This is a genomic window from Halalkalibaculum sp. DA384 (genome assembly GCF_043951955.1).
Taxonomy (GTDB): Bacteria; Bacteroidota; Rhodothermia; order Balneolales; family Balneolaceae; genus JAMQKA01.
In genome coordinates this window covers 49,946-61,742 of record NZ_JBINJE010000009.1, presented here as the reverse complement: position 1 = coordinate 61,742, position 11,797 = coordinate 49,946, and the positions used below count along the sequence as shown (strand labels likewise).

The following is an 11,797-nucleotide window of genomic DNA, read 5'->3' as shown; positions in this document are numbered from 1 at the left end:
GAATGCATATAACACCGATTATGCCGATCTGAGCAGAAAAACTATTGGCTGTTGCTTTGCTAAGGCACAAATTACCATTAACAATAAAAAGCTTTGTAGAGCATTTCAGTTATGTACAATACCCAAAAAATGAGTAGTGATGAATAGCCAAAAATCAGACTATCAGTTTAAACGCTATTGTAAAACGCTTACCCTGAAGAATGATCCTGAACTGATCGAAGAATACAAGCGGGTGCACGAGAATGTGTGGCCGGAGATCAAAAAGGGGATGCGGGAGGTCGGTATCCTGAACATGGAGATCTATATTCATGGCAACCGGCTGTTTATGATTATGGATACCGCGCCCGGTTTCGACCATGACAAAGCGATGCAAAGGCTGGCAGCCAAACCCCGGCAGGCTGAGTGGGAGGCCCATGTAGCCCGGTTCCAGGAAACCACGGAAGAGGCTTCTGCCGCTGAAAAATGGCAGCTCATGGAGCGGATATTCAAACTAGATCAACGCAAAGAACACGGGGACCAGGAAAAGTAGCGATTGGCTTCGGCTGGAGGGATCGGGCTTGTGCACGATTGTGGATTACAAAATCTGTTTCCGAGAGCACATCGGAATCTGGGGCTTTATCCATGGGTAAAAATCTTTTTTAACCTGAGTTCGAGATGATGATTTCAAACAGAATGCCTGTTTTCCTTGAAATGGCAAGAAAACAGTCCCTCTTTGAGGAGGGTGGACCAATCGCGTGGTTTTTGCAAGTGGGTCGGGAGGTGCAGGTCTGACATAGAGAATAAATACCCCTCCCCTGAAGGAAAGATTAAAGGCCTGCCCCGGGAAACTAAGAATCAATGTAAAGCTGGAAGTTATATAGAACTCAGGTTTTTTACTGAATAGTAACCTTGCGTATTACGTGGTTGTGATGGTCCGCAACAAAGAGAACGGTTCCTTCTTCGTTGATTGCCAACCCTATGGGACCGTTAAACCGGGCGTTGGATTGCTCCCCGTCAACCAGTCCCGGTTCGCCGTTGCCGGCAATATTGATCACCTCTCTTTGTGGAGAGATGCGCCTGATACGGTGATTGTAAAAGTCGGCTACGTAGATTCTGTTGTGTTTGTCGACTGCCACATCATAAGGGGCATTAAAGCGGGCTTCACGCGCCGCCTCGTCCATGTACCCCGGTTCTCCATCCCCGGAAAAGGTGCTGACTACACGCTTTGAACTGATAAGCCGGATGCTGTTGTTCCCGTAATCTGCAACAAATATTCGTCGTTCCGGCCCGAGATCCATCCCAAAAGGGAAGTGAAACTGTGCCATCTGTCCATAGCCGTTTTCAAAGCCCCGTTCTCCTGAACCAGCGTATGTTCCTACCTCACCCGACGACGTCACCCAGCGGATCCGGCTACTGCCCGAGTCGCTTACATAGAGCGTATCATTTTCAGCGAGGGCAATTCCGGCCGGAAAGTTAAACTGCGCCACATTGGGCGGACCGTCACGGTATCCCGGGACCGTCCCGGAGAAAGTTGTTACAGAACCTGAATTTGCCAGGTACCGGATGCGATGATTGCCAAAATCTGAAATAAAGATGTTCCCTTCGCCTGTCACTTCTGCATCGGTGGGGCGAAAGAACCGCGCCCGTGATCCCGGGCCGTCACGAAATCCACCCGTACCGTCGCCGGCCAGTGTCTGCACATAGCCATCGGGAGTGATTATTCGGATGCTGTGGTTCCAGTGGTCAACGACAATCAGCTCACCATTCGGGGCCAGTTCCAGTCCCACCGGGTAGTTGAAGCGTGCATGGGTGCTCTCCCCGTCCCTGAAACCGAGGGAACCTGATCCCGCATAGGTACTTACATGAACGGTCGGGAGGTAGATAAAAGAGGGGCCCGTCGCCGTTTTTTTACCTACACGTACCTTTACAGCACCGGATCCTGCTCCCTTTGGCACTGTTGTTTTGAGCGCGGTGGGGGAAGAGGCCAGTACTTCTGCAGAGAGGCCGTTGAAAGTGATGACGTTTTCGGCGGGGATGTCACTGAATCCACGACCGGAAATGGTCACTTCCGTACCAAAAGTGCCTTCAACAGGAGTGATCGAGCTGATCTGAAACCGGGATTCCTCCATGATTGAATCTGTACCGGTTCCGGTCTCGCCGCATGCCATCGGTAAAATAGCTGTCAAGGCAATGATGCCACGGGCGAATGGTTTGGGCAGGTACATGGTTCCAACCCTGAGTATTAATTGGCAGGGATCTTTGCAGAACGAGAAATTGAGGGTTTTGCAAAGCCCTTCGTTGTTAATTTAAAAGCTATTTGGGAAGCCGATCATTCCCGACCCTGCATTTAAAAACAGGGAAGCAGTGTTGGGTGACCGGGGCACATTCGGTTGTCCAGTGGATGTACCCATAGAATCCGTCCCAGGAACTGTTCAAGCCCACAAACCCAACTCATTCACTCACTCAATCACTCACTCAATCAATCAATAAGTCCCCGCCTACTGCTCCAGGATTCGCTTCGCTGTGAGGCTGTCGGAGATAAGCACATCGATATTCTTGCCGTTAAGGGCGCCCTCTATAACCTCTACTTTATCGGGACCGCCCGCCATGCCCACTACGGTGTCAATCCCCATCATTTCTTCCGGAGAAACGCCTATAACCAGGTCTTTAAGAGAAGTGTCAATCTCTTTACCATTGATATCAAAAAAACGAAGGGCGATATCGCCAACCGCATCGGAGTTGGTGATCTCCCTGCGCACCTTCTCGGATATCTCGTGCGTGTCTTCCGTGAGAACCGGGTTGGTGTGAAGAGCCCCGAGCCCCACATACAGCGTATCGATATTAGCGAACTGGTCGACAGCCCCCTTAACCTGCCGGTCGTTCAGCAACACCTCTTTTGCCTGTACGCTTCCGACAATGCCGGGAGCGGGGAGGAGGGTCAGTTTGGCGTTGAGCGCCTGGGAAAGCCGGCGCGATATGTCCGTGGCGTGCGCTTTTGCTTCAGGGGCCCCCACGCCACCCAGCGCCTGCACAACATGCAGATCGTTAATAGACTTTGGCTGCATCGCATCCAGCATGGCCTGCAGCGTGGTACCCCACGTAACTCCAATTAAATCTCCCTCTTTAACGGTACGGTGCAGGTACTCAGCGGCGGCGGAGCCGATCTGTCGTTTGATAACCTGTGAGGATAGCTGCTCGTCGGATTCTACCAGGACGACTTCCTGAAGGCCGTATTTTTTTTCCATGGCATTCTCCAGCTCCACGAAATTGGCATTGGGAGTGACAACAGATATCTGAACAATGCCCTGTTCCCGCGCCTGCTTCAACAAGCGAGAGACTTTGGGCCGGGATAGATGCAGGCGGTTGGCAATCTCCTGCTGGTTATAATCCTGATCATAATATAGTGAACTCACCTTGCTGAGCAGGCGTACATCGATCGAGTTTTGGCTGCCGGGCATAGAAAATTAGATTGATGGTTAACGTGTCATGCTCCGGTACAGGTACGCGTCCGGTATGTTCAGAACCGCCAGACGAAACCTGCCGGTTCAGTACGTCACTGTACCCCTGACTAAAATTGAGCGATTAAATTGATTATCACAAGTAGGTCAACGGTTTCGCTTACCGAACGGCCTGAATGAAAGTCGCTCATAACCGTTATTTCCGGTTGACATTAAAGCCAGTTTTGTTAACTTAATAGAACAATAGTTCAGTCATGAACATATGTTCAATATACTGACTTGCGAATTTAAAAAAAAGGGATGCCGATCATTTCCATACAAATCGGTGGATAGTAAGCAATCGCAACGAAGTTATTATCAATCAAAAACAGGAAGGGTTGCTAAATGTTAGTAAATGTTACAAAACCCAGGGAATGGGATGATACGCATGACATCGATCCGGATAAGCTTTGGTCAGAACTTCAGATGGGAAACAAAGAGGCTATTTCAAAATTATTTTGCCTGTACTACTCTAATTTATACAACTATGGATACAATATAATACCGCGCCGGGAGCTGGTGCGTGATTGTATCCAGGAGCTGTTCCTGACCCTCTGGAACAAAAGGGAGGGGATCAATCAGCCCCATTCGGTAAAGGCGTACCTGATATCATCGTTTCGGCGCATCATTCTTCGAAAGTTAAAGCGGTACCGGAACCGGAAAAAGAGAAACCAGGTGTATACCGAAAACTTCTTCGAAGAACCCTTTAACGTGGAGGAGCTGATGGTACACTTTGAAACGGAACGGGAGCTGAAACGGAAGCTGAAAGAGGCGCTCAACTCACTGAGCAAAAGGCAGAAAGAGTCGATTTACCTGAAATTTTACCAGGGATTGACAACCGACGAGATTTCTCACGTGATGGAGGTTAACAAGCAAAGCGTGTACAACCACGTCTCGGAGGCGATATCCAACATGCAAAATTACATACAGGTGAACCGGTAGTTCTTCAGGCCGGGGGATATGCCCGGTTCCGCATTCCCTGTTTTGGCAGCTTATTGTCACTGTTTTTTCTGACCTGTTTTCAAAAACTTCTAATTTGGCTTATCTTCAAATAAAGTCAAGCTAGATCAGAGTAACGTTTTGGAACAGAACTATACATTGGCAGACCTGCTTAATGACGAATCCTTTTTACGCTGGCTCGAAGATAAGGCTCCCCGGCGCCAGTCAATTAAATGGAACCGGTGGGTTGCGCGGTCACCTGAGCGGCGCAAACTTGTTGCCCGGGCCCAGATAGTTGTTTCGATGCCGTTTAAAGATTGGGGCAGCGAGTCCGACAAACAGCAACAACTCGAAAGGTTAATGAACGTACTTAATAAAACCGGAAATTTGAAGCTCATCAAGACTGACGACGGGTAGCGACCGCTCACTGAAAAAAGTTCCCGTTATGGTTGATTCCCTTCCGCCGCATGCCGTAAGTCTTTCTCTTTGAACATTTTTCAAATAATTCAAAAAAGTAGGAGTAGATTTGCAGATGCACCCGCTCTTTATAAATGAATACATCAGTAGCACTTACTGATTAACTGTAGGTAGAATAACCCATATTCCCTTAGTATCTACAGTCCTTTCCTCTGGCCTGACCTGATTACGTCAGGCCAGTATTTTTTTGAGCACGTTTAGAGACCGGGATGTGCAAAAGCACGATTTCCTAATTCCTTTTTGATCAGCCTGCTTTTCTTCGGAGCCATTGCAGGCTCGTTATAGATTACTAAACACACTCCTCACGGACAATGCACTTTCACACTCTTTCTCCCCCGCAACAGATTGTAACGACGATGAAATGGATCTATGAAGGGGGAATGACTACCTCAACGGGAGGGAATATTTCACTAAAAGAGCCTGGCGGGGATATCTGGGTTACCCCCTCCGGAATGGACAAGGGGATAGTCGGAGCCGATGACATCGTCCATCTTGATCCCGATGCAAAAGTAATCTCTGAAGGAAACCCCTCTTCCGAGCTTCCCTCGCACTATTGCATCTACCGGGAGCGGCCGGATATCGGGGCGGTCATTCATGCCCATCCGCCGGGACTCATTACGTTCAGCATAGCGGGTGAAATACCGGATACCAATATCATTTCCCGCATGCGGGAGGTTTGCGGGAACGTGGGATTTGCGCCTTATCGCATTCCCGGAAGCGAGGCGCTGGGCCGCAGTATTGCAGGGCAGTTTGCCCGGGGCCATCAAGCGGTGGTCATGGAAAATCACGGGGTGGCAGTAGGAGGAAAGGATCTTGACGAGGCATACCGAAGGTTTGAGTTGCTTGAAGCGTGTTGCCAGACCATCATTCATGCGAATCGAATAGGGAACTGGCGGGGGTTGAGTATTGAAGAGATAGAGAAACGCCGATTACAAACGAGATCGATGCCGTCTGGGGATCATACGCCAGACCACTCTGAACAACTGGATCTGCGAAGCGCTGTTACCGAAATCGCAAAAAGAGTCTGCCGGCAGCGCCTTATGACCAGTAGCGGGGGCTGCCTGTCTGTTCGTACCGGCGTGGAAAGCTGCTGGATCACCCCCGAAAATATAAACAAACGGCTGCTGGAACCGGAAGAGCTGGTGCTGCTTCGCCAGGGACAGAGCGAAAAAGGCAAGGTGCCCGACCGCCTGGCAACGTTGCATCAGCAGATCTACCTGCAACATCCGGGTGTGCGAACAGTAATTACGGCGCGTCCGCCCTGTCTTTCTGCACTGGGGATCACAGGCCGCACGCTGGACACCCGCACGATTCCGGAAAGCTATGTCTTTTTGCGCGATATTCCGCTGGTTTCATGCAGCCGCGAGCTGAACGATCCGGAAGAGGCAGGGAGACTGAGCGGCATGATCTCATACGAAACGCCGATGTTGCTGATCCGGAATGAGCTGCTGCTCGTTACGGGCCGAACGCTGCAGGAGGCGTTCGATCGGCTGGAGATCGCTGAATTTGGTGCACGCTCAGCCATTGATGCCCTGGTTATGGGCGGAGCAAACCCGCTGCATGAAACACAGTTGCGCGGGCTTGAAAAATTTATAAGCTGATCTTGTTGGATTTCACCGAGAAGTTGTTTGCAGAACCTCCCTTTGGGGATGACAGAGTACGGAAAACCGATCCATTCTACGACAGGAAACATTTACATTTTTTTAAGGAGCCCACCCCGATATTTATTTGACATAGTTTCAAAAATTATCCATTTAGGATGTGGGATTTTGTTAAAAACAAGAGCAACAAGTCCCGGGATTTTTCTGTGGAAAATCAGTAGATATCCAAACCGGCCGTCTCTATATATAGTAAGGCAATTAATGTTAGGAGATGGAACTCAATCCATGTAATAAGTGGAGAACGTTGAAAAACCAGGGATTTTGCTCAGGATCAATCCTGTATGCAGTGGATATCCCGTTAAATGAGTATTTAGATGTGTACATGCCGAAATTGGGCAAAACAACGGTTTTGCAAAGTCCTCTATAAAGTAAACTATATATTCAATTCTTAAACCTTTGCTTATGAGTAATACATATCCAAAACTTCATAACGCTGCGTGGCCCGGTGTCGTCGGAAAAGGGCCGGATTCGGAACCGCCAATCGGCCTCGATAAAATGCTGGAGATGACAGCCGCGGCTGAAGTCAACGGTACCAAATTCGATGGGATCGACCTGTTTCTATACGATCCGCATATTGATATTGACAGCTCGGAAGATGAGATCAAAGCCCTGGGCGATAAAATTGCCGATCTCGGGTTGAATGTCGGGAGTCTGGTGGCCCCGGTATGGCCGGATATCGGTGGAGGCTCCGCCATGGGAAGCGAGGAAGATCGCAAGAATTTTGTAACGCAGGTTAAAAAATCCTGCGAGATCGGGAAGACATTGCGCGAGCACGGGGTGCGCTCATACGGCGTTATCCGCATCGACTCAGCGGTGGACCCCGGTACCTGGGCAGAAAACCCGGAAGAAAATACCAAGCTGATCGCCCAGACATGGCGCGAAGCCTGTGATGTTGCCGCCGATTACGGTGAAGACCTCGCTGCCGAGGGCGAGATTTGCTGGGGCGGAATGCACAGCTGGAAAACGATGGTCAATACGCTGGAGCTGGTCGATCGCGACAATATCGGGTTCCAGGCGGATATGGCACATACCCTGCTGTACCTGCTCGGGTATAATGCGCCGGACGATCGTATTCTTCCGGAAGATTTTGATTGGGACGATCGCGAGACGCTCACGGAAGGCCTGAAAGAGATGACGGCCGCACTGCGCCCCTGGACGATCGATTTCCATGTTGCGCAAAACGACGCAACCGTATTTGGGTCAGGTACCCACGAAAAAACGGGACGTCATTGCCTGCCAAACGATCCGGACGGAAAGCTGAACATCGCGGAAGATGCCGGGCACTGGCTGCGCGACGAAAATGGAGAGCTTACCAAGGCGTTCAAGCATATCTGCTGGGATGGCTGCATGTTCCCGAATGAGGTGATGACCAAGCAGCAGACCTGGAACGATATCCTTGAGGCTATGATCGAAGTTCGTAACCAGCATGGCTGGAGCGAATAGGCAAGAACAGCGTAATAAATTGCAATAAAAAAGCAGAAGTAACATGTCGGATAAAAAAGAATTAAGAATTGGTATGGTTGGGTATGGACTCATGGGAAGGATCCATACCAATGGGTATAAACGAGTGAATGATTTCTTCCCCGAACTGGAACATCGACCCGTCTTAAAAGCTGTTTCGGGTCGTACCGAAGAAAAGGTGAAGAAATTTGCCGACCAGTGGGAATACGAATCGTATGAGACAGATTGGAGGGCACTCGTTGAACGAGATGACATCGATGCCATCGATATCTGTACTCCCAACGATACGCATGCTGAAATAGCCATTGCAGCGGCCGAGGCCGGGAAAATGATTCTGTGTGAAAAGCCGCTGGCCCGCACAGTCGCCGAAGCCAGGCCGATGGTGGAAGCGGTGGAAAAAGCAGGAGTCGCAAATACAGTCTGGTACAATTACCGCCGCGTGCCTGCGGTAACGCTGGCCAAGCAGATCATTGATTCGGGAAAGCTCGGTAAAATATTCCATTACAGGGCGAACTTCCTGCAGGATTTCACAATTAATCCGGATGTGCCTCAGGGCGGAGAAGCGTTGTGGCGTTTGGACAAGGATGTCGCCGGATCTGGTGTGACCGGGGACCTCCTGGCCCACTGTATTGATACGGCAATGTGGCTGAACGGTGGAATCAAGGATGTCTCTGCTATGACGGAGACCTTTGTGAAGGAGCGGGTTCATCAGGAAACGGGTGAAAAGGAAGAGGTCACCATTGATGATGCCTGCACGTTCCATTGCCATTTTGACAATGGATCACTGGGTCTATTTGAAGCTACCCGCTATGCCCGTGGACACAAAGCGCTGTATACGTTTGAAATAAACGGAGAACATGCGTCAATCCGGTGGGACCTGCATGACATGAACTGGCTCGAATTCTTTGATCACTCAGATGATCCAAACGTTCGGGGATGGCGTAGAATTCATGTGTCTGAAAGCGAACAGCCTTACATGGATCGCTGGTGGATACCGGGAACTTCCATCGGGTACGAGCATACCTTTTTGCACCAGGTAGCTGCTTTTCTTGAATCTATCGAAACGGGCGAACCTTGTTCTCCCACCTTCCAGGAAGCACTGGAGACACAGAAAGTTTGTGAATCTGTGCTTGATTCCGCTTCTTCAAGAAGCTGGAAAGATACCGGCGTTGACTGGTAGCTTCCGGACAGTAGAAAAATTGAGGGTTCATCGCCGGTCTTGCGATCGGCGGTGCTCAATTGAATCACGTATATCATTTCGTTGTAGCCAATTATTAAATCGATAATTGGCTACAACATTTAATTTTACCATATCTGATGCCGAGTAATTCTACAACCGAAAATCAACATATTAGTTCTGAACAGTGGGCTGGAAAAGTATCTAACCACAGGCAGCTGGGAGGTATCGAAACGGCGGTACTGGACAACGGCCACGGGCATGGAATCCGTGTGGCACGGGTTGACACCGGCGCCGGGTTGCGATTTAACGTAGTGCTGGACCGCGCGATGGATATCGCCGAGGCGTTTTATAACGAGTACAGCCTGTCTTGGCTGAGTCATTCGGGAACAACACCGGCCAATCCGGCGGCTACTGAAGGAATCAAATGGCTCGATTCATTTCCCGGCGGTTTGGTCACCACCTGCGGGCTGACACATGTCGGCGGACCGGAAGAGGACGAGCATGGAAAACGGGGGCTGCACGATCGTATAAGCAATATACCCGCTACGATAGAGTCGGTGATACAGCCGGATCTTGTAAATAAAAACCTGGAGATGAGCATTACCGGCAAGATGCTGCAATCCTCGGTCTTCGGTCCCCATCTGGAATTGAAAAGGACGATATCTGCTACGCTCGGAAAAGCGGCGATTGCGATACACGACGAAGTGACGAATGTGGGCAATACCCCCGCACCCCATATGTTGTTGTATCATGTGAATTTTGGCTGGCCCCTGGTGGATGAAGGCGCCGAGATCGTATGGGAGGGCAAATGGAAATCCCGCGATGAGGAGAGCAGTAAAATTTTTAATGAAGGAACCGATTTTAAGCGCTGTCCGCCCCCGATGGACGCTCACAGCGGACCCGGCGAGGCGGCCGCCTTCCTCGACCTGGATGCCGATGAAGCGGGGATCTGCCACTGCGGGATCAGGAATTCCACCATTGGGCTGGATCTGGAGCTGTCATTTCCCAAATCCCAGATGCCGTGGGTGACCAACTGGCAGCACTGGGGACGCAACGAATATGTAACGGCCCTGGAACCCGGTACCCATCCGCCGATCGGGCAGTCGACGGCGCGGGAAAACGGGGATCTTATCACACTTGATGTAGGAGAAACCCGGTCGTATGATACGGAAATCCGGATCAATAGAATGTAATTGCAGAATCTATTTCAGAATATCAATATTAACATTTAAATAGTAGTTCAATGAGCAACGATCTGAATATTGCGAAAAAAGCCTTTGATCAAGGCAAAGGAATTTTACGGCTGGCCCCAAACTGGGTACCACGGTCATTTTGTGTGCCTGGTAGACGGATAAAGCTGCACCCGGATGATTATTACGCACTTGGTGGAGAGCGCGGCGGTATCGACGAGCGCTGGTTTTCCTCTACCACCCCGGCTGATAACGGTCCGCTGACCGGCGAGATCGAAGGGTTGAGCGAAGTGGTGTTTGAGGATAACGGCTCCACGGAACGGGTGTTGCTGCGGGATGCCGTTCAGGCCCTGAAGGGAGATCTGATCGGGGACCGTATCTGGGATGAGCATGAATCGTGGCCAATGTATTCGAAGTTTTTTGACAACAAGGGAGCCCTGCCGCACCATGTCCATCACCGGGACGAGCATGCCCGGTTAACCGGCCAGAACGGGAAGCCGGAAGCGTATTACTTCCCTCCCCAGGTTAACAACCACGGCGGCGATTTTCCATATACGTTTTTTGGGCTGAATCCGGGTACGACCAGGGAACAGCTGCTGGAGTGCCTGAAGAATTTTACAGAAGGCGATAACAAGATAACGAACCTCTCCAGCGCCCAGCGCCTGCAACCGGGAACCGGCTGGAACGTACCTCCCGGACTGTTGCACGCACCGGGCAGTCTCTGTACCTACGAACCACAAAAAGCCTCCGATGTATTTGCGATGTATCAATCGCTGGTGGGAGACTCAATCGTTGACGAGGAGCTGCTCTGGAAGGATACTCCGGAAGACCGGAAAGGCGATTTTGATTTTCTTATTGAAGTACTGGACTGGGACCTGAATGTGGATGGAAACCTGCAGGAAAAATGCTACATGGAACCGATTCCGGTACATCCTGTAGAGCAGATGAAACAGGAGGGATATATCGAAAAATGGATCTGCTATAAATCGGAAGCGTTTAGTGCCAAGGAACTGACCGTACTGCCCGGAGAAACGGTTACGATCAAGGACTCCGGCGCCTACGGGATGATCATGATGCAGGGCCACGGTACGATGGGCGAATGGGATATCGAAACGCCCTCCCTTATCCGGTTTGGCCAGCTTACTCACGATGAATATTTCGTAAGCGAACAGGCCGCCAGGGAAGGGGTGAAGATTGTCAACCACTCCAGCACCGATCCCATCGTGATGCTCAAGCATTTCGGGCCGGAAAACCCGGATTTGGATCTGTAACGCACGATATTTCAGCAGTAAGCAAATTGGAAGATCAGGGATACCAGCGCCGGCTTGGCCCAATCCAGGCCGCTGTATCTGTGATCGATGGCATTTTGGTGCAGTCAACCAGTTGGTGGGCTGCACCTTTAATTATGTGTGA

Annotated in this window: 10 protein-coding genes; 8 read left to right on the top strand and 2 right to left on the bottom strand. The window is 50.4% G+C overall.

The window, feature by feature from the left end:
- Positions 1–139 precede the first annotated feature (139 nt).
- Complete coding sequence (locus ACG2E4_RS07235; RefSeq protein WP_395259096.1) at positions 140–529, top strand: L-rhamnose mutarotase; 390 nt, start codon at positions 140–142, stop codon at positions 527–529.
- Positions 530–872: 343 nt separating this feature from the next.
- On the opposite strand, the gene ACG2E4_RS07230 is transcribed toward ACG2E4_RS07235, so the two are convergent.
- Both ACG2E4_RS07230 and ACG2E4_RS07225 read right to left on the bottom strand, forming a co-directional pair.
- Positions 873–2,204 (bottom strand): IPT/TIG domain-containing protein, encoded by a 1,332-nt coding sequence (locus ACG2E4_RS07230; protein WP_395259095.1) that lies wholly within the window; start codon positions 2,202–2,204, stop codon positions 873–875.
- Between the two features lie 273 nt (positions 2,205–2,477).
- Positions 2,478–3,437, bottom strand: coding sequence for a sugar-binding transcriptional regulator (locus ACG2E4_RS07225; protein WP_395276135.1), 960 nt, complete (start codon positions 3,435–3,437; stop codon positions 2,478–2,480).
- Between the two features lie 384 nt (positions 3,438–3,821).
- On the opposite strand from ACG2E4_RS07225, the gene ACG2E4_RS07220 reads away from it, so the two are divergent.
- From ACG2E4_RS07220 to ACG2E4_RS07190, 7 genes are all read left to right on the top strand, one after another.
- The gene (locus tag ACG2E4_RS07220; protein ID WP_395259093.1) at positions 3,822–4,418 is read left to right on the top strand and encodes an RNA polymerase sigma factor; all 597 of its coding nucleotides are present in this window, start codon (positions 3,822–3,824) and stop codon (positions 4,416–4,418) included.
- A gap of 138 nt (positions 4,419–4,556) precedes the next feature.
- Positions 4,557–4,832 carry a hypothetical protein gene (locus ACG2E4_RS07215; RefSeq protein ID WP_395276134.1) on the top strand — a complete coding sequence of 92 codons (276 nt, stop codon included), beginning with the start codon at positions 4,557–4,559 and terminating at the stop codon, positions 4,830–4,832.
- 371 nt (positions 4,833–5,203) lie between these two features.
- Positions 5,204–6,493 (top strand): class II aldolase/adducin family protein, encoded by a 1,290-nt coding sequence (locus ACG2E4_RS07210; RefSeq protein WP_395276133.1) that lies wholly within the window; start codon positions 5,204–5,206, stop codon positions 6,491–6,493.
- 462 nt (positions 6,494–6,955) lie between these two features.
- Entirely contained in the window at positions 6,956–7,996 is a 1,041-nt protein-coding gene (locus tag ACG2E4_RS07205) for a sugar phosphate isomerase/epimerase family protein (RefSeq protein ID WP_395259090.1), read from the top strand.
- A 43-nt stretch (positions 7,997–8,039) separates the two neighbouring features.
- Positions 8,040–9,194, top strand: a complete 1,155-nt coding sequence (locus ACG2E4_RS07200) for a Gfo/Idh/MocA family protein (protein ID WP_395259089.1) — start codon at positions 8,040–8,042, stop codon at positions 9,192–9,194.
- 137 nt (positions 9,195–9,331) lie between these two features.
- Entirely contained in the window at positions 9,332–10,387 is a 1,056-nt protein-coding gene (locus ACG2E4_RS07195; RefSeq protein WP_395259088.1) for an aldose 1-epimerase family protein, read from the top strand.
- 50 nt (positions 10,388–10,437) lie between these two features.
- Entirely contained in the window at positions 10,438–11,655 is a 1,218-nt protein-coding gene (locus tag ACG2E4_RS07190) for a hypothetical protein (RefSeq protein WP_395259087.1), read from the top strand.
- Positions 11,656–11,797 lie beyond the last annotated feature (142 nt).